Below are 21,734 nucleotides of genomic sequence, written 5' to 3'. Positions count from 1 at the left end.
ATGCCCGATAACACCCGCCGCGCCCGAGACGAAGCCTTCTGGCAAACCTTCGCCGACCGCTACGATGTCCAGCCCGGCCCGATCAACCTGGAAAACGGCTACTTCGGACGCATGTCGCGCACCGTGGTCGAGGAATACCAGCGCAACATCGAGCTGATCAACAACAGCAACTCGGTCTACGTGCGCCAGCGTTTCGAGCAGCACGACAGCCTTGAGATCCGCGCGCATCTGGCCGAGCTGATCGGCGTGCGGGCACAGAGCGTCGCCTTCACCTGCAACGCCACCGCCGCCCTGCAGTCGCTGATCCGCAACTACAACCGGCTGCGGCCGGGCGACCAGGTGCTGATCAGCGACCTGGAGTACGACACGGTCAAGAGCGCCATGCGCTGGCTCGCCGGCAGCCGCGGGGTCGAGGTGATCGAGATCGAGCATGCGCACCCGGCCAGCTTCGACGGCTTGCTGGCGACGTACCGCGAAGCGTTCGTCCGCTACCCGAACCTCAAGCTGATGGCGCTGACCCACGTCACCCACCGCACCGGCCTGGTGATGCCGGTGCAGGCCATCGCCGCGCAGGCGAAGGAGCACGGGGTGGACATCATCCTCGACGGCGCCCATGCCCTCGGCCAGATCGATTTCGACCTTGAGGCGCTGGACATCGCCTTCGCCGGCTTCAACCTGCACAAATGGATCGGTTCGCCGCTGACCCTCGGGTTCCTCTACATCGCGCCGCAGCGTCTGGCCGACATCGATCCGGACATGGCGGAAGCGCACTTCCCGGTCACCGACATCCGCTCGCGCACCCCCTACAGCACCCCGAACTTTCCGGCGCTGATGACCCTGCCCCTGGTGTTCGAGGAACACCGGGCACTGGGCGGCGCACCCGCCAAGGGCGCGCGGCTCAACCACCTGCGCGACCTGTGGGTGAAGGCCGTGCGCAACCTGCCGGGCATCGAAGTGATGACCCCGGACGACCCGCGCCTGTACTGCGGCATCACCTCGATGCGCTTCACCCGTCACCCCGACCAGCAGGTGCTGGTTGATCGCTTGCTCAACGAGTTCAACCTGTTCACCGTGGCGCGCAACGGCTCGGCGTGCGGCCCCTGCATCCGCATCACGCCGGGGCTGACCACCACCGCAGCCGACATGCAGCGCTTGGTCGTCGCCCTCAACGAACTGCGCTGACCTCCTGCACCGTGTACTTGTCGAAGTCCTCGGGCTTGATCTGCGTCGACACCGCAAAGGTGTCGATGCCGATCGTCAAATGGCCGAAGAACCCGTCTTCGTGGCTGTCGCGCCCCACCGGCCAGACGGTCAGCGTCGAGGCCTCGCCGCCCATGCCGCTGAAGTAGGCGTCCTGATCGTTGCCCAGGGGTGACGAGGCGCGTCCGCGATAGGCCTTGGCGTTGAGCACCGCCCGGGAGACGACCTCGGGAAAGTACAGCTGGCCGACCCAGGCGACATGACGTTCCTCCAGGTACGCGTGGCCGCTGGGGATGCGCACCGCCACATGGATGTGCAGCGTGCGCCCGGCGTAGTAGCCGGGATAGATGGTGGTGAAGCGTACCCGCCCCTTGGGGTCGCTGAACTGGCTGCCACGCAAGTAAGTGTCGTCGTCGGTGCGCGGCACCGAACCGACGGCCTCCGCGTCGACCTCCACATCCGGATCGACCCGGCTCCAGCCGGAATAGGCACCGCGGGCATTGCAGTGCCAGATGTCCACCAGCGCACCGTTGACCGGCTCGCCGGTCATGGCGTCCACGATGGTCAGGCGCAGCAGCAACGGCAGGCCCTCGGCGCCTTCGCTGATGTTGCGCCGCAGCAGTTTCGGATTGCGGAAGTACGGCCCGGCGACTTGCTCGGGGGCCAACTGGTAAACCGTGCAAGACGACGGCGCTGAAGACTGATCATCCATGACGCGTTCTCCTTTGCGTAAGAAGCACGCAGGTTAGCGCCGCTGGTGATCGGTCGTGCGGTAACTATGTATCGCGGCATGTATCGCGGCATGTATCGCGGCATGTATCGCGGGATGTATCGCGGGATGTGCTGCGGGATGTCCCCCGCCGCTTTTCGCCGGGCAAAAAAAAACGGTGCACCGACCAAGCGCACCGTAAAGCCGTAGAACACACAACGAAGTGTCGGGTGAAGCGGAATCAGTCCAGCAGCGCCAGGGCCTCGGCGGTGCATTCCTGAATGCGGGCCCAGTCGCCGTTCTTGACCCACTCCGGATCAAGCATCCAGCTGCCGCCCACGCACATGACGTTCTTCAGCGCCATGTAGCTCTTGATGTTGGCCGGGCCCACGCCGCCGGTCGGGCAGAATTTCACTTCGCCGAACGGGCCGCCGAGGGCCTTGATCGCTGCCACGCCGCCGCTGACTTCGGCCGGGAACAGCTTGAAGCGGCGGTAGCCCAGGCCATAGCCTTCCATGATGCCGGAGGCGTTGCTGATGCCCGGCAGCAGCGGCACCGGGCTGGCGACGCTGGCTTCGAGCAGGTCGCGGGTGATGCCCGGCGTGACGATGAACTGCGAGCCGGCGGCTTCGGCGGCGGCCAGCATGTGCCGGTCGAGCACGGTGCCGGCGCCGGTCACCAGTTCCGGACGCTGTTCGCGCAGGATCTGGATCGCCTTGAGGCCGAACTGCGAACGCAGGGTCACTTCCAGTGCCGTCAGGCCACCGGCGGCCAGGGCGTCGGCCAGCGGCAGCACGTCCTGTTCGCGGGCGATGGTGATCACCGGCAGGATCCGCGCCTTGGCGCAGAGGCTGTCGATCAGGGCAACTTTGTCCGCCATGGAAACGGTCGGGGATGGGTTTGTCATAGCGGCTGTTCCTTGGCTCATGGGCACCAGTAGATCTCTAACGTGGGTTGCAGAAACGCGCGAACCGGCATGGCGGCGACATCGTCGCCGGCCACTGCGGCGTTCAGGGTGGCCAGTTTGGACTGGCCGGAAATCGACAGAATCTTGTGCCGGGCCGAGGCCAGCAGCGCTCGGCTCATGGTCAGGCGCTGACGCGGCACGCTCGGCGCCAGCATCGGCCAGCAACGGCGGGTGCCGTCGGCCTGCAGGGCCTGGGCCAGGTTCGGGCTGTCGGGGAACAGCGAGGCGGTGTGCCCGTCGTCGCCCATGCCCAGCACCAGCACATCGATGGCCGGCAGCTCGCCCAGCAGGCGGTCGGCCTGTTCGGCGGCCTGTTCGACGCTGGCGGCAGCGCTGTACAGGCTCAGGAACTGCGCCTTGGCCGCCGGGCCCTTGAGCAGGTACTGCTTGAGCAGGCCGGCGTTGCTGTCGGCGTGTTCCACCGGCACCCAGCGCTCGTCGGCCAGGGTCACGGTAACGTTCGCCCAGTCCAGGTCCTGCTTGGCCAGGTGCTGGAAAAACGCCACCGGGCTGCGCCCGCCGGACACCACCAGCACCGCGTGGCCACGGGCGGCGATGGCATCGCCCAGTTGCTTGGCCACGCTCAGCGCCAGGCCTTCGGCCAGCAGCACCGGGCTCTTGAAGGCATGGGCGCTGACGCCCGCCGGCAGTTTCACATCAGATATCGCCATACCACGACCTCCCGTCCCGCGTGATCAGTGCGATGGAGCTCATCGGCCCCCACGACCCGGCCGCATACGGCTTGGGCGCATCGCCGGACTTCTTCCACCCGGCGATCAGTTGGTCGCACCACTTCCACGCGGCTTCGATTTCATCTTTACGGACAAACAGGTTCTGGTTGCCGTTCATCACTTCCAGCAACAACCGCTCGTAGGCGTCGGGGATCCGCGCGCTGCGCCAGGTGTCGGAGAAATTCAGCTGCAGCGGCCCGCTGCGCAGTTGCATGCCTTTGTCCAGGCCTTGGTCCTTGGTCATCACACGCAGGGAAATGCCTTCGTCCGGCTGCAGGCGGATGATCAGTTTGTTGCTGATCTGCAGGCGCTGCTCCGGCGCGAAGATGTAGTGCGACGGTTCCTTGAAGTGGATGACGATCTGCGACAGCTTCTGCGGCATGCGCTTGCCGGTGCGCAGGTAGAACGGCACGCCGGCCCAGCGCCAGTTGCGGATGTCGGCACGCAGGGCGACGAAGGTTTCGGTGTCGCTCTGGGTGTTGGAATTGGGTTCTTCGAGGTAGCCCGGCACGGACTTGCCTTCGCTGTGGCCGGCGATGTACTGGCCGCGCACCACCTGGGTGGTCAGGCCTTCCGGACTGATCGGCGCCAGGGCCTTGAGCACCTTGACCTTCTCGTCGCGGATGCTGTCGGCGGATAGGTCGGCCGGCGGGTCCATGGCGATCAGGCAGAGCAGCTGCAGCAGGTGGTTCTGGATCATGTCCCGCAGTTGGCCGGCCTTGTCGAAGTAGCCCCAGCGGCCCTCGATGCCGACCTTCTCGGCCACGGTGATTTCCACGTGGGAGATGTAGTTCTGGTTCCACTGGGTCTCGAACAGGCTGTTGGCGAAACGCAGGGCGATCAGGTTCTGGACGGTCTCTTTGCCCAGGTAGTGGTCGATTCGGTAGGTGCGGTTCTCCGGGAAGAACTGGGCCACGGCGTCGTTGACCTTGCGCGAGGATTCCAGGTCCGAGCCGATCGGCTTCTCCAGCACCACGCGGGTGTTCTGGGCCAGGCCGACCTTGGCCAGGTTCTCGCAGATCGCGCCGTACACCGCCGCCGGGGTGGCGAAGTAGGCGATCATGCGCTGGGCGGTGCCGGCCGCCTCGGCCAGCGCCTCATAGTCTTCGGCCTTGAGGAAGTCGACGTGCAGGTAGCTCAGGCGCGCCAGGAAGCGCTCGGCCACCGCCTCGTCCAGCTCCTTGCCCACGTAGCGGCGCAGCTCGGCGGCGATGAACGCCAGGTGCTGCTCCACGGTGCCGGCTTCACGGGCCAGCGCGATGATGCGCGTGTCCTCGTGCAGCAGGCCGGCGCCGTCCAGGTGGTAAAGGGCAGGAAACAGCTTGCGCAGGGCCAGGTCGCCGAGGGCGCCGAACAAGGCAAAGGTGCACGGTTCTACCGTAATCGAAGGCATGATGTTTGTTCTTTTATCAAGTTAAGCTACAAATACCTTTTTTCAAGGCATCACTCAAGGGAAAATGTAGTAATAACCACAACATTTTCGCAAAATGCAGATTCCGAGTGGTGGTCGATCGGAGCCGACAGTAGGATAGGCCACCGTCACGGGCCGCATCAAAGGCCCAATTTGCATAGCCGCGCGCCTACCCGCGCCGGTGAATTAGGAACCCCATATGGACCGCGTGCGAAATTTACTGGAACAGATCCAGAGTCGCCTTGAAGAGCTGAACAAGGCCGAACGCAAAGTCGCCGAAGTGATCCTGCTCAACCCACAGCAGGCCACCCGCTTCAGCATCGCCGCCCTCGCCCAGGCGGCCTCGGTCAGTGAGCCGACCGTCAACCGCTTCTGCCGTTCGTTCGGCGTCAGCGGCTACCCCGAACTCAAGCTGCAACTGGCCCAGAGCCTGGCCAGCGGCGCCGCTTACGTCAGCCGCGCAGTGGAGGCCGACGACAACCCCGAGGCCTACACGCAAAAGATTTTCGGCAGCGCCATCGCCTCGCTGGACAGCGCCTGCCAGGCCCTGGACCCGAACCTCATCAGCCGCGCCGTCGACATGCTGATCCAGGCCCGGCAGATCCACTTCTTCGGCCTCGGCGCCTCGGCCCCCGTGGCCCTGGATGCGCAGCACAAGTTCTTCCGCTTCAACCTTGCGGTCTCCGCCCATGCCGACGTGCTGATGCAGCGCATGATCGCGTCGGTGGCGCACACCGGCGAGCTGTTCGTGATCATTTCCTACACCGGGCGCACCCGCGAACTGGTGGAAGTGGCGCGCATCGCCCGGGAGAACGGCGCCTCGGTGCTCGGCTTGACCGCCGAGAACTCGCCGCTGGCCAAGGCCAGCACCCTGAGCCTGAACATTCCGCTGCCGGAAGACACCGACATCTACATGCCGATGACCTCGCGGATCATTCAGCTCACCGTGCTGGATGTGCTGGCGACCGGCATGACGCTGCGCCGCGGGGTGGATTTCCAGCCGCACCTGCGCAAGATCAAGGAGAGCCTGAACGCGAGCCGCTATCCGGTGGGCGACGAGTTCGACTGATCCGCAACTTCCGTGACCGTCCCGCTCCCACAGGGAGCCGTGTCGCCAATCAAACTGTGGGAACCAGCCTGCTGGCGATGGCGGAGTGTCAGCACCCTAGATGTCGGCAGCTGCGGCGTCATCGCTTGCAGGCAAGCTCCTACAGGATTCGGTGAGATACCGCAGGCACCCACGATCCCCTGTGGGAGCCAGCCTGCTGGCGATGGCGCCAGCAAAGGCAGCGCAAAACCCGGCTCAGGCCGCCGCCCAGGCCTGCAGGCTCAGGTGCGCCTTCTCCCCCGGCGCCAGGTGCAGGCTGTCGGTGCCCCCCGCCGCCGCTTCCACGCAGACGAATTCCGTCACCTCGTCCCAGCTCACCCCCAGCAACGGCCGTGAACCGGGGTGCCACACCACGGTGTCGGCGCTCTCGCCGGTGTCGATGCACAGCTCGCGCTGCCAGGCGCGGTCCTTGAGCTGCAGTTCGCCGTCGTGCTGGAACACCCGCTGGCAGCCACCATCGACCCGCAGCTCGCCTTCCTGCTGGCAAGCCTCACGGCTCAACTGGTCGTAGCCCTGCGCCCCTTCCAGTCCAGACAGCGCTATCTCACTGACGTCGCCAATGCGCCAGTAAGCGTGCAACGCCTGGCTCAACTGGCACGGCATGTCGTCCTGATGCTCGGTGCTCAGGCGCAGGTCCATGCGCTCGCCCAGGTGCGCATGCAGGTCCACCTGCCAGTCGCACAGCTGCAGTCGCCAATGCAGGCGCACGCCGTCCTCGGCGCTGGCGCTGTCGAGCAGCTTCCAGTCCAGCAGCCGCGCCCAACCGTGGGACGGCCAGGCGTTCTCGCTCGGATGGCGGCCGTACCACGGCCAGCACACCGGCACCCCGCCGCGGATCGCACCGACGTGCGGCCACTTCGCCGCGCACCACAGCCACGGTTTCTGCCCGCGCGGCTGAAAGTGCAGCAACTGCGCGCCCTGACGACTGAACACCGCCTGGCACAGCGGATGGTCGATCACCAGCACGTCGCGCATCTGATAGCGCTCCCAGGCGAACACCGGCCGTTCGCGCAGGGATCTGAAGAAGCGTTGCAGCGGATGCTCATGCATGGGCCACGATCCTGAAAATCACGTGTCACAGGGCGGCGCCGGCCCCAAAAAAAAGCGGACAGCCAGGGCCGTCCGCAAATATGCGCACATGGAGAGGAGCTTATCGCAGACGCGTCAGAACACCGACTGAATTTTCAGGCCGGCGACCAAAGCGTTGTCGACTTCATCCACACCGCCCGGATGGGTGATGTATTGCAGGTTAGGGCGCACGGTCAGCCAGTTGGTGACATGGAAGCCGTAGTTGATCTCGTAGTTGTATTCGGTTTCGCGCAGCGGCGAGAACACTGGGTTGTCGTAGTCCGAAACGCCGTTGGCGACGTTGAGCAGCTCGGCGTTCTTCTTCACGTCGTCGTTGACGTGGATGCGCGCGAAGCCGATGCCCACGTCATCCTTGGGACGCGCGTCGAACGGGCCCTTGTAGACAAACATCAACGACTGGTAGTTGTCGATGAAGTTGGTGTCCTTGTCGTGGAAGGTGGCGTTGGCCGCGATGTTCAGGCCACGGGACGCGTCGCCGTTGTGGCTGGTGAGCTGCTGCTGGGCCACGAACCAGTAGCCGTGCTTGCTGCTGTGCACGCGGTAGGCGTCGCCGGTGGTCGCGGCGTCCAGGCCGTTGCCGTCCTCACGCACGTCGTTGGCGTCGGCGGTGCTCTTGTAGTAACCCACGCGGTATTCGCCCGGCAGGCCGTTGACCTTCGGCGACCAGACCAGCTCGACCGGCAGCACGGTGCCGGCGGTGCCGCTGCCGCTGAGCTTGAAGCCGTTGCCGTGCTCCAGCTGCGACGGGTTCTGGTTGTACGCGCCGATCTGCGCATACAGCTCGTCGTTGATGTTGTACTTCACGCGGATCGCCGCCTGGCTGACCGGCCAGTTGTACCAGATGTTGGTCGCCCAGTTGCCCACCTGGGAGCCGCAGAACGCCAGGTTCTGGAAGTCGCACGGGAAGGTGTTGAAGTCTTCGCCTTCGCCGAAGTAACCGGCCTTGACGTCGAGCTTGTTGTCGAAGAACTGATGCTGGATCCACAACTGGGTCAGACGCACCATGTGGCCGCGGCCGTAGACTTCCTGCGAGGAGCTCAGGGTGCCGGCGCGCGGGTCGCCGATGCGGTCGTTGGAGATGTTTTCGCCGTTGCGGTTGGTCAGCTGGATCTTGGCCTGGGTGTTGTCCCAGCCCCACAGTTTCTGCAGGTCCAGGGCCACGCCCAGACCGAACTGGTCGCTGTAGCGGCCGGTCTTGTCGTCGTTGTAGCCGCCGTGCAGGTTGGCGCCCATCTCGCCGACGTAGTCCATCTTGATGTCGATGCCTTGCTCGATGAGCTTGGTGCGCTCGCCGCCCCAGTCGCCGGTCATCCACTTGGAATCGGAGCTGAACGCATCGGCGGCCATCGCGTTGCCGGCCAGCACCAGTGCGGCGGCGGCCGACATCCGGCAGATCAAACGGGCATTGACGTGTTTCATTTTCATCCCTACATCCTCGTCTTTATTGTTATTAACTGTTTTTTTCCAACGCGGTTTACACCCCTGTGGGAGCGGGTTTGCCCGCGCCCACATTTGTTCTTCAGCGCCCCTTGAACTGGGCGACATTGGCCGAATGCGCTTCGGCCTTCGCAACACCCGCAGTGCCCAAGCGCTCCCCGGTCTGGGCATCGAACAGCAGCACCTTGGCCGGATCGAACTGCAGGGTCAGGGTCTCGCCCACCTGCGGCGCCACGTCCGGCGCCAGGCGGCAGCAGACCTTGGTGTCGTTGAGGTTGACGAACACCAGGGTGTCCGGACCGGTGGGCTCGGTGACCTGCACTTCGGCACGGATGGTCGGCGTACCGTTGGCGTCGCCGTAGGCCAGGGCGATCTGCTCCGGGCGCAGGCCGAGGATCACTTCGCGATCCTCAAGCCCCGCGTCCTGCACGCCCAGCGGCAGTTCGCAGCGGGCCTGGCCGCTGTCGAGCAGCGCCACCAGACGGCCGTCCTTGCGTTGCAGGCGCAGGGGGATGAAGTTCATCGGCGGCGAACCGATGAAGCTGGCCACGAACTGGTTGGCCGGGTCGTTGTAGATTTCCTTCGGCGTTCCGAACTGCTGGATGATCCCGTCCTTCATCACCGCCACCTTGTCGCCCAGGGTCATGGCCTCGATCTGATCGTGGGTCACGTAGACCGTGGTGGTCTTGAGGCGCTGGTGCATCAGTTTCATTTCGGTGCGCATCTCGACCCGCAGCTTGGCGTCGAGGTTGGACAGCGGCTCGTCGAACAGGTAGATCTTCGGCCGCCGCGCCAGCGCCCGGCCCATCGCCACGCGCTGCTGCTGGCCGCCGGAGAGCTGGCCCGGCTTGCGGTTGAGCAGGTGCTCGATCTGCAGCAGCTTGGCGACCCGGGCGACTTCCTCGTCGATGGCCGGCTGGCTCATCTTGCGGATCTTCAGGCCGAACTCGATGTTCTCGCGCACGTTCATGGTCGGGTACAGCGCATAGGACTGGAACACCATGGCGATGTCGCGGTCCTTGGGGCTCATGCCGCTGACGTCCTGGTCGCCGATCATGATCGCGCCGCCGGTGATGGTCTCAAGGCCGGCGATGCAGTTCATCAAAGTCGACTTGCCGCAGCCCGAAGGCCCGACGAGGATCAGGAACTCGCCGTCCTTGATCGACAGTTCGATGTTCTTCAGGGTGTCCGGCAGGCCGGCGCCATAGGTCTTGTTTACATTGCGAAGTTCGAGCGTAGCCATGATTACCCCTTGACCGCGCCGGCCGTCAGCCCGCGCACGAAATACTTGCCTGCCACCACATAGACCAGCAGGGTCGGCAGCCCGGCGATCATCGCCGCTGCCATGTCAACGTTGTATTCCTTGACCCCGGTGCTGGTGTTGACCAGGTTGTTCAGCGCCACCGTGATGGGCTGCGAGTCGCCGCTGGAGAACACCACGCCGAACAGGAAGTCGTTCCAGATCTGGGTGAACTGCCAGATCAGGCAGACCATGATGATCGGGGTGGACATCGGCAGGATGATCCGCCGGAAGATCGTGAAGAACCCGGCGCCGTCCAGCCGCGCCGCCTTCACCAGCGCATCGGGGATGGTCACGTAGTAGTTGCGGAAGAACAGCGTGGTGAACGCCAGGCCGTAGACCACGTGGATGAACACCAGGCCCGTGGTGGTGCTGGCCAGGCCCATCTTGCCGAGGGTGAACGAGGCCGGCAGCAGGACGGTCTGGAACGGCAGGAAGCAGCCGAACAGCAGCAGGCCGAAGAACAGTTGCGAGCCGCGAAAGCGCCACATCGACAGCACATAGCCGTTGAGCGCACCGATGGCGGTGGAGATCAGCACCGCCGGAACGGTGATCTTGATCGAGTTCCAGAAGTAGCCGTCCACCGTGCCCCAGGCCTTGACCCAGCCGATGCCGCTGACCACGGCCGGCCAGCTCAGGAGGTTGCCGGTGCTGATGTCTTCCGGGGTCTTGAAGCTGGTCAGCAGCATGACCACCAGCGGCACCAGGTACAGCACCACGGCGAGCAGAAGCACGGCGTGGATGGCGATGCGGCTCAGGCTGACGGAAGGTTTGTCGGCGAGGTTAGTCATGGCGCTTGGTCCTCAGCTCGGAATACAGGTACGGCACGATGATCGCGAGGATCGCGCCGAGCATCAGGATGGCGCTGGCCGAGCCCATACCCATCTGGCCGCGGCTGAAGGTGAACGAATACATGAACATCGCCGGAAGGTCCGAGGAGTAGCCCGGGCCGCCGGCGGTCATCGCCGCCACCAGGTCGAAACTCTTGATCGCGATGTGGGCCAGGATCATCACCGCGCTGAAGAACACCGGACGCAGGCTCGGCAGCACAACTTTCCAATAGATGGTCGGCATGCTCGCGCCGTCGATCTGGGCGGCGCGGATGATCGACTGGTCGACGCCGCGCAGGCCCGCCAGGAACATCGCCATGATAAAGCCCGAGGCTTGCCACACCGCCGCGATCACCAGGCAATACACCACCCGGTCAGGGTCGATCAGCCAGTCCAGACGGAAGCCTTCCCAGCCCCAGTCGCGCAGCAGCTTGTCCAGGCCCATGCCGGGGTTGAGCAGCCATTTCCACGCCGTGCCGGTGACGATCATCGAGAGCGCCATCGGGTACAGATAAATGGTGCGGATGAACCCTTCGCGGCGGATGCGCTGATCCAGGAACACCGCCAGCAGCACGCCGATCACCAGGGTGATGCCGATGAACAGGCCGCCGAACACCGCCAGGTTCTTGCTCGCCACCCACCAGCGGTCGTTGTCGAACAGGCGCGCGTACTGCGCCAGCCCCGCCCACTTGTAGGTCGGCAGGAACGTCGAGGTGGTGAACGACAGGACGAACGTCCACAGGATGTAGCCATAGAAGCCCACCAGCACGATGAACATGCTCGGCGCCAGCACCAGCTTGGGGAGCCAGCGCTGCAACGCATCGAACGGCGAGGCCTTGCTGAACACAGCGACAGAACTCATGGGGAAATCCAGTACAGGGATTGAGGATCGCAAGCTGCGGGAGCCAGCCTGCCGGCGGTCGCGGTTCGTCAGCCGACACATCGGCCGGCTGCTCCACCGCTTTCGCGAGCAGGGCTCGCCCCTGCAGGGGCGAGCGTTACTTGGCCGACTTGACGGCGGTGCCCAGCTTCTTGGCCGCGTCGGCCGGGTCGGCTTTCGGGTCGTTGATGTAGTTGGTCACCACATCGAAGAACGCGCCCTGCACCGCCAGCGTGGTGGCCATGTTGTGCGCCATGCTCGGCTGCAGGCCGCCGGTCTTGGCGTCCGCCAGGAAGTCCTTGGCGGCGGTCTGGGCGCAGGAGTCGAAACCGAACTTGCCCATGTCGGCCAGCATGTCGTTGCGCACCGGGATCGAGCCCTTGTTGATGCTGAAGACCTTCTGGAAGTTCTCGCCCAGCACCACCTTGGCGATGTCCTGCTGACCGGCCGCGGTGCCCGCGTCCTTCTGCTTGAACACGGCCAGGGAGTCGATGTTGTAGGTGAAGGCCTTGTCGGTGCCCGGGAAGGCCACGCACTCGTAGTCCTTGCCGGCGACTTTCTTGGCCGCGGTCCATTCGGACTTGGCCCAGTCGCCCATGATCTGCATGCCGGCCTTGCCGTTGATGACCTTGGCGGCTTCCAGGTTCCAGTCCTGGCCTTTGCCGTCGGCGTCCATGTAGGTCGCGACTTTCTTCAGCTCGGTCAGGGCCTTGACCATCTGCGGGCCGGTCAGGGCCGCGTCGTCGAGGTCCACCAGGGCTTTCTTGTAGCCGTCCACGCCCATGACCGAGAGCACCACCGCTTCGAACACGGTGCTGTCCTGCCATGGCTGGCCGCCGTGGGCCAGCGGGATGAAGCCGGCGGCCTTGAGCTTGTCGCCGGCGGCGTAGAATTCTTCGAGGGTGGTCGGGGCCTTTTCGATGCCGGCCTTCTTGAAGACTTCCGGGTTGATCCACAGCCAGTTGACGCGGTGGATGTTCACCGGCACGGCCACGTAGTCGCCTTCGAACTTCACGGTGTCGGAGACTTTCTTGTCGAGCAGGCTGTCCCACTTCTCGGCCTTGGCGACGTCCTTGAGCACGTCGGTGTCGAGCAGGCCAGTGGAGGCCCAGTCCTGGATGTCCGGGCCCTTGATCTGGGCCACGCCCGGCGGGTTGCCGGCCACTGCGCGGCTTTTCAGCACGGTCATGGCGGTCGCGCCGCCACCGCCGGCCACGGCGCCGTCCTTCCAGGTAAAGCCGTCTTTTTCGACCTGGGCCTTGAGCACATCGACCGCTGCCTTCTCGCCGCCGGACGTCCACCAATGCACGACTTCCACCGATCCTTTGGATTCGGCGGCGGAAACACTCAGAGGGAGCGCAGCGAGCGGGAACAGGGAGGCAACAGAAATGACAGTGGCGAGGCGAGAAATCGCATTCATCTGAGAGGTACCTTTCTTGTTGTTATGCATGCAAGTCTGGAGCTTGCGCTGCACACGAGTTTAAACAGCGCGCATCCCTGCGCAGGTAACGAAGGGACGCGCGAATGTCACGACATGGTTACACAGGAACGCTCTGGGACCACTGCGCCAGGGCCGTGGCCATGCTCGGCGCCAGGGGCAGGCGGGGAATCAGCACGGCCTGCCAGGCATGGTAGAGATCCGGCTTGCCCGGCCAGATGTCGGCGCTGGGGCGGTTCAGCGGATCGAGTTCGTGGTGCCAGCTGCCGTCGCAGCGGTCGATGAACTTCGATTCGCAGAATTCCCAGAACAGCCGGTACCAGGCTTCGTAGCGCTCTTCGCCGGTGCGTTTGAGCAAGGCGCTGGCGGCGGCGCTGGCTTCGGCGTGCGTCCAGTGCAGGCGATGGCGCACGACGGCCTTGTTGTCCCAATCGAGGGTGTAGACGATGCCCGGCGCACCGTCCGCCGCCCAACCGTGACGGCAGTTTTCCTCGAACAGTTTCTGCGCATCGGTGGCCAGCCAGCCGGGGGTGAGCATGCCGGCCCGTACCCGCGCCGCCTCCAGGTGCAGCATCAGCCGTGCCCATTCGAAGCCGTGGCCCGGCGTGGTGCCGTAGGGGCGGAAACCGTCGGCGGGATTGTCGCGGTTGTATTCGCGCAGCGGCTGCCAGTCGCGGTCGAAGTGCTCGATCACCAGGTAGCCGTTGGCGGCGGCGTGGCCGTGGATCACCCGTTCGACGATGCGCTGGGCGCGCACCAGCCAGCGCGGGTCTTCGGTGACGTCGGCCAGGGCGAGAAAGGCCTCGGTGGCGTGCATGTTGCTGTTGGCGCCGCGGTAGGCTTCCTCTTCGCGCCAGTCGCGGCTGAAGGATTCGCGCATCGCGCCCTCTTCGTCGCTCCAGAAGCAGGTGTCGATGATGTCGATGGCGTCGTCGAGCAGCGCTTCGGCGCCGGGGCGTCGGGCGACCACCGCCGAACTGGCGGCCAGGGCGACGAACGCGTGCAGGTAGGCGTTCTTGCCGGTGTTGCCGTCGCGGTGCTCGGCGGTGGCGAACCAGCCGCCGTGCACGGCGTCGCGCAGCGGGCCGCGCAGCGAGCGGACACCGTGATCGACCAGCTCGGCGAAGCCTGGCAGGCCCTGGATGTGGGCCATGGCGAAACTGTGGGTCATGCGGGCGGTGTTCATGGTTTCGGCGTGCGCACCGGCCGGCAGGCGACCGCGCCCGTCGAGGTTGCCGAAGCCCTCCGGCAGCCACGAGGCCTTGGCGAAGTCCAGCAGGCGCAAGCCTTCGTCGGCGAGCCAGCGCTGGTGGGCAGGGGCGTTCAGCCAACTGCTGAAGCCTGGATTGAAGTGATCCATGGGTGGCCTTTTTTGTTGTTATGACTGCGGGGAGTCTAAACAACGGGCCGGGGCGGGCTTGTAACGAAGGGGACGGGGTTTGTCACCGACCGGTGACATTTGTGTCGTTTCGCAGGACGCCTTCGCGGGCAAGCCCGCGAAAAAAGCTGACGCGGCCCGGCTAATCGGCGCTGCGCGGCAACTGCAACGTCACCCGCAGGCCGCCCTCGCGCAGGTTCTGCAGCGTGACCTCGCCGCCGTGGCTGTGGGCGATGTTGCGCGCAATGCCCAACCCGAGCCCATAACCTTGCTGCTGCCCGGCCAGGCGGAAATGCGGCTCGAACACCTGCTCCAGCCGCTGCTGCGGCACCCCCGGCCCTTCGTCGTCGACGTGCAGCACGAAGGCGCTCTCATCGTCGTCGATGTGCAGGTGCGCGTTCTGCCCGTACTTGAGGGCGTTGTCGATCAGGTTGCCGATGCAGCGCTTGAGCGCCAGCGGCTTGCCCGGGTATGTCGCCAGCGCCCGCCCGTGCTGGGTCACGCGGCCATTGCCGTTGGGCGCCAGGTACGGCTCCACCAGGCATTCCAGCACATGGTTGAGATCCACCGGCTCGATGTTTTCGTGGATGTCGGTGTCCTTGACGCATTGCAGCGCGCCCTTGACCAGCATCTCCAGCTCATCCAGGTCGCGGCCGAACTTGGCCTGCAGCGCTTCGTCCTCCAGCAGTTCGACCCGCAGGCGCAGTCGGGTGATGGGCGTGCGCAGGTCATGGGAGATCGCGCTGAACAACTGGCTGCGCTCGGTCAGGTAACGGCTGATGCGCTCGCGCATGGTGTTGAACGCCCGGCCCACCTCGACCACTTCGCTGCCGCCGCCTTCGGCCACCGGTTCCACGTCGGCCCCCAGCGACAGTTCCCGCGCCGCCCTTGCCAGGCGCTTGAGCGGGCGGCTCTGCCAATGCACCAGCAAGCCGATGAACAGCAGCAAAAAGCCGCTGGTGAAGACGATGAACCACACCTGCTGCGTCGGCAGGCCCTGCTCTTCGAGGCTGGTGTACGGCTCGGGCAACAGCGAGGCGATGTACAGCCATTCGCCCGGCGCCAATTGGATCTGGGTGACCAGCACCGGCGGGTTCACCGGCTCCAGGGTCAGCGCGTAGTGGGCCCAGGACCGCGGCAGTTCATCGAGCTTGAGTCCGGCGTTGAAGATCCGCAGGTCTTCGGGGCTGACGAAGGTCACGAGGATGTCGGTGTCGTGCCCCAACGATTGGTGCAGCACTTCGTCCACCGCCGTGATCACGGCAGCCTTGCGCGGCGTGACCGGCAGCACGTCCATGTCCAGCGGCTTGTCGTTGAGGGTCACCACGAAACGGGTGCCGCCCATGCTGCGCAACTGATCGAGCACCAGCGGCCGGTACGCCACCGGCAACGAGCGGAAGTAACTGACGCTGGCGGTCATCGAATGGGCGAGGCTGCGGGCGCTGGTGACCAGGCCTTCGAGCTGGGTCGCCCGCAGCTGCGAGACCCAGATCACGCTGGACAGGGTCTGGGCGAACAGCACCGCCAACAGCGTCAGCAGCAGCATCCGCCCGAGCAACGAACGCGGCATCGGCACCTTGCCGGCCAGGTTGCGCAAAAACTCAGTGGCCATTGCCGGCAACCACATTGGCCGCCAGTTGATAACCGCTGCCGCGCACGGTGCGGATCAGCCTCGGCGGCTTTTCCGTGTCGCGCAGGCGCTGGCGCAGACGGCTGACGGCCATGTCGACGATGCGGTCGAGGGGCATCAGCTCGCGGCCACGGGTGGCGTTGCCGATGGTGTCGCGGTCGAGGATTTCCTGGGGGTGGTCGAGGAACAGCTTGAGCAGCGCGAAGTCGGCGCCGGACAGGATCACTTCTTCGCCGTCGGTGTGGAACAGCCGGTGGCTGACCATGTCCAGCCGCCACTCGTCGAAGCTCAGCACCTCGCTGGCGCTGCGCTCCTGGGCGAACTGGGCCCGACGCAGCAACGCCTTGATCCGCGCCTGCAGCTCACGGGGGCTGAACGGTTTGCCGAGGTAGTCGTCGGCGCCCAGCTCCAGGCCGATCACCCGGTCGGCCTCGTCGGAACTGGCGGTGAGCATGATGATCGGCACCTGGGCCTGGCGCGGATGCTGGCGCACCCAGCGGCACAGGCTGAAGCCGTCCTCGTCGGGCAGCATCACATCCAGGATCACCAGATCGCTCGGCGCCTCGTTGAGCGCCTGGCGGAAACCGGCGCCGTCAGCCGTGGCCCGTACCTGAAACCCTGCGCGGGTCAGGTAGGTCTGCAGCAACTCGCGTATCTCCTGGTCGTCATCGACCAACAAAATCGACTTGTTGACTGAGCTCACTTCGAAGGCATCCTGATTATTGGAATTGGGACGGATTATGCCTGATGAACCTTGGAAATTTGTCACCGACTCTGATCCCATCGCTGTCCAGCCAGCGCCCACAGGGGTCTGCGTTGATCACAACACCTGTGGAAGCTGGCTCGCCAGCGATGAAGCCGACTCGGCCCTAAGCCTGTTCGAGCGCCACACCGGCGCCCGTCAGGCCCGAATACGGCGCCGTCACCAGCCACACCGGGATGCCCTTGAAGTAGTCGCTCATGCAGCCCTTGTCGGCGAAGCTCTTGGCGAAACCGCTGGCCAGGAAGAAATCGGCGAAGCGTGGCACCACACCGCCGACGATGAAGACCCCGCCCCGGGCACCGGTGGTGAGCACGTTGTTGCCGGCCACGCGGCCGAGCCAGCGGCAGAACTGCTCCAGCACCTCCAGCGCCACCGGATCCCCCGCCAGGCCGGCAGCGGTGATCGCCTCCGGCGTGTCGAGCGTGGGCTCATGCCCGTCCACCGCGCAGATCGCCCGGTAGACCCGCGGCAGGCCGCCGCCGCTCAAGGCGGTCTCGGCGCTGACATGGCCGATCTCGCTGTGGATGTGCTGCCACAGTTGGGTCTCGCGCGGGCTGCTCAGCGGCAGGTCGACGTGCCCGCCCTCCCCCGGCAGCGCGGCGAACCGGCCCTCGCCCAGGTCCAGCAACGTGCCGACCCCAAGCCCCGTGCCCGGGCCGATCACCACCGCCGGGCGCAGCGGCTCCGGCGTGCCTTCGCAGACCACGCGGAATTCGCCGGGCTGCAGGCGGGTCATGCCCAGGGCCATGGCCGAGAAGTCGTTGACCAGCAGCAGCCGCTCGACCTGCAAGGCTTCGCAGAACGCCTTGCGGCTGAGGCGCCAATGGTTGTTTGTGAACTTGAACTCGTCGCCGCTGACGGGACCGGCCACCGACAGGCACACCGACCCGATGGCGCCCGGCGCCAGGCCCAGCCGGCTCAGGTAGAGGCCGATGGCCTCTTCCGGGCTGGCATGGTCGGCCGTGGCCAGCACCTGCACCGATTCGAGCTGCTGATCTTTCCACAACGCAAACCGTGCGTTGGTGCCTCCGATGTCACCGACCAAAGCCAGTTTCAATTAAGCGTCTCCAGGGCAGAAGTGAAGGCGCTGGCGCCCTGCTCCGCCGAGCTGAAGGCCATGCGCATGAAGCCGAACAGCTCACGGCCGCTGCCGATGTTGTTGCCCAACAGGCCTTTGGCGGGTTCGCGCACTGCGAATTCGGCGGCGTCCACCTTGAGTTCCAGGGTGCCTTTGACGCCGTCGACGCGGATGATATCGCCCTCTTGCACCCGCGCCAAAGCGCCGCCCACATAAGCTTCGGGGCTGACGTGGATCGCCGCCGGGATTTTCCCCGAGGCGCCGGACATGCGCCCGTCGGTCACCAGCGCCACCTTGAAGCCGCGGTCCTGCAGCACACCGAGGAACGGCGTCATCTTGTGCAGCTCCGGCATGCCGTTGGAGCGCGGGCCCTGGAAGCGCATCACGGCGACGAAATCCTTCTCCAGCAGGCCGGCCTTGAACGCGTCGGCCAGGTCCTGCTGATCCTGGAACACCATGGCCGGCGCTTCGACGATCTGATTCTCCAGCGCCACGGCGGAGACCTTCATCACGCCGCGACCGAGGTTGCCTTCCATCACCCGCAGACCGCCCTCCGGCGAGAACGCGCGGGCCACCGGGCGCAGGATGTTTTCGTCGAGGCTCTCGGTCGGGCCGTCGCGCCACACCAGCTCGCCGTTGTCGAGGAACGGCTCCTGGGTGTAGCGGCGCAGGCCGTGGCCGAGCACGGTGTTGACGTCTTCATGCAGCAGGCCGGCGTCGAGCAGTTCACGGATCAGGAACGCCATGCCGCCGGCGGCCTGGAAGTGGTTGATGTCGGCCTTGCCGTTCGGATAGACGTGGCTCAGGGTCGGCACGACTTCGGAGAGATCGGCCATGTCCTGCCAGGTCAGCTGGATGCCCGCCGCCATGGCAATGGCCGGCATGTGCAGGGTGTGGTTGGTGGAGCCGCCGGTGGCGTGCAACGCGACGATGGAGTTGACCAGCGCCTTCTCGTCGACGATCTCGCCGATCGGCAGGAAGTGGCCGTTCTGCTTGGTCAGGCGGGTGACCTGGTGCGCGGCTTCGCGGGTCAGCGCGTCGCGCAGCGGCGTGTTCGGGTTGACGAACGACGCGCCCGGCAGGTGCAGGCCCATGACTTCCATCAGCAACTGGTTGGTGTTGGCGGTGCCGTAGAAGGTGCAGGTGCCGGGGCTGTGGTAGGACTTCATCTCCGATTCCAGCAGCTCTTCGCGGGTGGCCTTGCCTTCGGCGTACTTCTGCCGCACGTCGGCTTTCTCCTTGTTGGAGATGCCCGAGACCATCGGCCCGCCCGGCACGAAGATCGTCGGCAGATGGCCGAAGCGCAGGGAGCCCATCATCAGGCCCGGCACGATCTTGTCGCAGATGCCGAGCATCAGCGCGCCGTCGAACATGTTGTGCGACAGCGCCACCGCCGTGGACATCGCGATCACTTCGCGGCTCGGCAGGCTCAGCTCCATGCCCGGCTCGCCCTGGGTGACGCCGTCGCACATGGCCGGGGTGCCGCCGGCGAACTGGCCCACCGAGCCGATCTCGCGCAGGGCGCTCTTGATCAATTCCGGGTAGACCTCGTACGGCTGGTGCGCCGAGAGCATGTCGTTGTAAGACGAAACAATGGCGATGTTCGCCGAGTTCATCATCCGCAGGCTGTGCTTGTCCTGGCTGCCGCAGCCGGCCACGCCGTGGGCGAAGTTGGCGCATTGCAGCTTGCCGCGCATCGGCCCGTCGGAGGCTGCGCCGCGAATCAATGCAAGGTAAGCCTGGCGCGTGGCGCGGCTGCGGGCGATAAGCCGTTCGGTGACCTCAAGAACGCGGGGATGCATGTGTAGAACTCCAGGCTAACGGATGTGGCGACCTGATTGTCTATGCTGATCAAAGGCCCGCGCGCTCGGGATGACGGACGGTTTTCTTGATCATTCGGACCAGTTGATTCAGGTCACTCGTTGTAGATAAAACAAAATACTGCCACCAAAAAGGCTTGTTTTCTATTTTTTTGCGAATAATCTTGTAATTCCAACAACAAAACGACGGCGGCGCTGTTCAATGACTCTTCGAATCGCAATCAATGGTTTTGGCCGCATCGGCCGTAACGTCCTGCGCGCACTGTATACCCAAGGCTATCGGCAGGACTTGCAGATCGTCGCCATCAACGACCTGGGTGACAGCGCGATCAACGCCCATCTGCTCAAGTACGACACCGTTCACGGCACGTTCGATGCCGAAGTCGCCCATGACAACGAGAGCCTGACCGTCAACGGCGACCGCATTTCCGTCAGCGCCATCCGCAATCCGGCCGACCTGCCCTGGGCCGCGGAAAAGATCGACGTGGTGTTCGAATGCACCGGCCTGTTCACCGACCGCGCCAAGGCCGCCGCGCACATCAGCGCCGGCGCCCGCAAAGTGATCATCTCGGCGCCGGCCAAAGGCGCCGACGCCACCGTCGTCTACGGCGTGAACCACGACATCCTGCGCGCCTCGCACCAGATCATCTCCAACGCCTCGTGCACCACCAACTGCCTGGCCCCGGTGGCTCAGGTGCTGCACCGCGAACTGGGGATCGAAAGCGGCCTGATGACCACCATCCATGCCTACACCAACGACCAGAACCTGACCGACGTCTATCACAGCGACCCGTACCGCGCCCGTTCGGCCACCCAGAACATGATCCCGAGCAAGACCGGCGCCGCCGAAGCGGTGGGCCTGGTGCTGCCGGAACTGGCCGGCAAGCTGACCGGCATGGCCGTGCGCGTGCCGGTGATCAACGTGTCGCTGGTGGACCTGACGGTGCAGCTCAAGCGCGAGGCGTCCGCCGACGAGGTCAACGCGCTGCTCAAGGCCGCCAGCCAGCACTCGAAGATCCTCGGCTACAACGCCCTGCCGCTGGTTTCCAGCGACTTCAACCACAATCCGCTGTCGTCGATCTTCGACGCCAACCACACCAAGGTCAGCGGCAAGCTGCTCAAGGTGCTGGCCTGGTACGACAACGAGTGGGGCTTCTCCAACCGCATGCTGGACAACTGCCTGGCGCTGTGCAACGCCGAGTGACCCCGGATCGTTCTGTGGGAGCGACTGCTTTCGGCAGGCTGGCTCCCACAGGGACAGGGGGATGCCACCGCTCCCGCATGAAGTGCCTGATTTCAATCTGAAATCAGAGCTTGACCATTCTACTGGATGATAAGCATTATCATTTGATCGAAACGGATCAGGTTCTCCCGTGAGTCAGGCACAGTTCAACCACGTCTTCCTTGCCCAGCGCAGTTCGCTGCTGCGCACGCTGCAACGGATGGTCAACAACCCCAGCACCGCCGAAGACCTGCTGCAGGAGACCTACCTGCGCGTGACCCGGGCCTTGGGCGAGCGGGCCATCGATCACCTCGAACCCTTCGTCTTCCAGACCGCCCGCAACCTGGCGCTGGATCATCTGCGCGCCCGCAAGATCCACGCGCGCACCATGGTCGACGACGTCCCGCAGGAGGTGGTGCACAGCGTCGCCGCCCCCGCCAGCAGCGCCGAAGACGCCGCCCATGCCGAACAACTGCTGGAGCGCCTGAACGTGAGCCTCAGTGAACTCAGCCCCCGCCAGCAGCAGATCTTCATCCTCAGCCGCCTGCACGGCCACAGCTACCAGCAGATCGCCGACGAGCTGGACGTGTCCCTCAGCACCGTGCAGAAAGAACTCAAGCTGATCATGACCATCTGCATCGGCGTCGCCGAACGCTTGAACGGCGACTGAAGCCGTAGGAAAGGTCTGTAAGTCCGAGCAGCGACTGCACGGATCATCGGGCTTTGTTACCCTTGCCCGACTT

Annotated in this window: 19 protein-coding genes; 4 read left to right on the top strand and 15 right to left on the bottom strand. The window is 65.1% G+C overall.

Features of this window, described 5'->3' with window-relative positions; all coding sequences use genetic code 11:
- Complete coding sequence (locus tag CAG29_RS05040) at positions 1-1,182, top strand: aminotransferase class V-fold PLP-dependent enzyme (RefSeq protein WP_085629571.1); 1,182 nt, start codon at positions 1-3, stop codon at positions 1,180-1,182.
- Here CAG29_RS05040 and CAG29_RS05035 read toward each other — a convergent pair.
- From CAG29_RS05035 to zwf, 4 genes are all read right to left on the bottom strand, one after another.
- A complete protein-coding gene (locus tag CAG29_RS05035; protein WP_085580561.1) occupies positions 1,166-1,912 on the bottom strand; it encodes an intradiol ring-cleavage dioxygenase in 747 nt (248 codons plus the stop codon). The two genes, CAG29_RS05040 and CAG29_RS05035, sit on opposite strands and share 17 nt — an antisense overlap.
- A gap of 238 nt (positions 1,913-2,150) precedes the next feature.
- Entirely contained in the window at positions 2,151-2,816 is a 666-nt protein-coding gene (locus CAG29_RS05030) for a bifunctional 4-hydroxy-2-oxoglutarate aldolase/2-dehydro-3-deoxy-phosphogluconate aldolase (RefSeq protein ID WP_085580559.1), read from the bottom strand.
- A gap of 17 nt (positions 2,817-2,833) precedes the next feature.
- Positions 2,834-3,547, bottom strand: coding sequence for a 6-phosphogluconolactonase (gene pgl, locus CAG29_RS05025; RefSeq protein WP_085629567.1), 714 nt, complete (start codon positions 3,545-3,547; stop codon positions 2,834-2,836).
- Positions 3,534-5,000, bottom strand: a complete 1,467-nt coding sequence (gene zwf / locus CAG29_RS05020; RefSeq protein ID WP_085629565.1) for a glucose-6-phosphate dehydrogenase — start codon at positions 4,998-5,000, stop codon at positions 3,534-3,536. The genes pgl and zwf overlap by 14 nt, the downstream gene beginning before the upstream one ends.
- A gap of 226 nt (positions 5,001-5,226) precedes the next feature.
- Between zwf and CAG29_RS05015 the strand changes: the two genes are divergently transcribed.
- Entirely contained in the window at positions 5,227-6,087 is an 861-nt protein-coding gene (locus CAG29_RS05015) for a MurR/RpiR family transcriptional regulator (protein ID WP_170929938.1), read from the top strand.
- Between the two features lie 234 nt (positions 6,088-6,321).
- Here the strand turns inward: CAG29_RS05015 and CAG29_RS05010 are convergent, their stop codons facing one another.
- The 11 genes from CAG29_RS05010 to edd all read right to left on the bottom strand — a co-directional run bounded on the left by CAG29_RS05010 (position 6,322) and on the right by edd (position 19,751).
- Positions 6,322-7,176, bottom strand: coding sequence for a D-hexose-6-phosphate mutarotase (locus CAG29_RS05010; protein ID WP_085629563.1), 855 nt, complete (start codon positions 7,174-7,176; stop codon positions 6,322-6,324).
- A gap of 114 nt (positions 7,177-7,290) precedes the next feature.
- Entirely contained in the window at positions 7,291-8,640 is a 1,350-nt protein-coding gene (locus CAG29_RS05005) for a carbohydrate porin (RefSeq protein ID WP_085580548.1), read from the bottom strand.
- 94 nt (positions 8,641-8,734) lie between these two features.
- Positions 8,735-9,895: an ABC transporter ATP-binding protein gene (locus CAG29_RS05000; protein ID WP_085693929.1), complete on the bottom strand. Its 1,161-nt coding sequence runs from the start codon at positions 9,893-9,895 to the stop codon at positions 8,735-8,737.
- 2 nt (positions 9,896-9,897) lie between these two features.
- On the bottom strand, positions 9,898-10,743 hold the full coding sequence (locus CAG29_RS04995) for a carbohydrate ABC transporter permease (protein ID WP_085580544.1): 846 nt from the start codon (positions 10,741-10,743) through the stop codon (positions 9,898-9,900).
- Positions 10,736-11,644, bottom strand: a complete 909-nt coding sequence (locus tag CAG29_RS04990) for a carbohydrate ABC transporter permease (RefSeq protein WP_085580542.1) — start codon at positions 11,642-11,644, stop codon at positions 10,736-10,738. Before CAG29_RS04990 ends, CAG29_RS04995 begins: the two co-directional genes overlap by 8 nt.
- 136 nt (positions 11,645-11,780) lie before the next feature.
- The gene (locus CAG29_RS04985) at positions 11,781-13,082 is read right to left on the bottom strand and encodes an ABC transporter substrate-binding protein (RefSeq protein ID WP_085580540.1); all 1,302 of its coding nucleotides are present in this window, start codon (positions 13,080-13,082) and stop codon (positions 11,781-11,783) included.
- Between the two features lie 118 nt (positions 13,083-13,200).
- The gene (locus CAG29_RS04980; protein WP_085693928.1) at positions 13,201-14,460 is read right to left on the bottom strand and encodes an AGE family epimerase/isomerase; all 1,260 of its coding nucleotides are present in this window, start codon (positions 14,458-14,460) and stop codon (positions 13,201-13,203) included.
- A 160-nt stretch (positions 14,461-14,620) separates the two neighbouring features.
- The gene (locus tag CAG29_RS04975) at positions 14,621-16,090 is read right to left on the bottom strand and encodes an ATP-binding protein (protein WP_085580536.1); all 1,470 of its coding nucleotides are present in this window, start codon (positions 16,088-16,090) and stop codon (positions 14,621-14,623) included.
- Positions 16,080-16,811, bottom strand: a complete 732-nt coding sequence (locus CAG29_RS04970) for a response regulator (RefSeq protein WP_085580534.1) — start codon at positions 16,809-16,811, stop codon at positions 16,080-16,082. Before CAG29_RS04970 ends, CAG29_RS04975 begins: the two co-directional genes overlap by 11 nt.
- A gap of 166 nt (positions 16,812-16,977) precedes the next feature.
- Positions 16,978-17,928 (bottom strand): glucokinase, encoded by a 951-nt coding sequence (locus CAG29_RS04965; RefSeq protein WP_085693927.1) that lies wholly within the window; start codon positions 17,926-17,928, stop codon positions 16,978-16,980.
- Complete coding sequence (edd, locus tag CAG29_RS04960; RefSeq protein WP_085693926.1) at positions 17,925-19,751, bottom strand: phosphogluconate dehydratase; 1,827 nt, start codon at positions 19,749-19,751, stop codon at positions 17,925-17,927. Before edd ends, CAG29_RS04965 begins: the two co-directional genes overlap by 4 nt.
- A gap of 220 nt (positions 19,752-19,971) precedes the next feature.
- On the opposite strand from edd, the gene gap reads away from it, so the two are divergent.
- Together gap and CAG29_RS04950 are read left to right on the top strand one after the other, a co-directional pair.
- Entirely contained in the window at positions 19,972-20,973 is a 1,002-nt protein-coding gene (gap, locus tag CAG29_RS04955; RefSeq protein WP_085580527.1) for a type I glyceraldehyde-3-phosphate dehydrogenase, read from the top strand.
- 169 nt (positions 20,974-21,142) lie between these two features.
- Positions 21,143-21,661, top strand: a complete 519-nt coding sequence (locus CAG29_RS04950; protein ID WP_085580525.1) for an RNA polymerase sigma factor — start codon at positions 21,143-21,145, stop codon at positions 21,659-21,661.
- Positions 21,662-21,734: the final 73 nt, after the last annotated feature.

Origin of the sequence: Pseudomonas sp. B7(2017) (assembly GCF_002112745.1) — a bacterium.
Lineage (GTDB): Bacteria > Pseudomonadota > Gammaproteobacteria > Pseudomonadales > Pseudomonadaceae > Aquipseudomonas > Aquipseudomonas ekonensis.
This window is presented reverse-complemented; position numbering and strand designations above follow the sequence as displayed.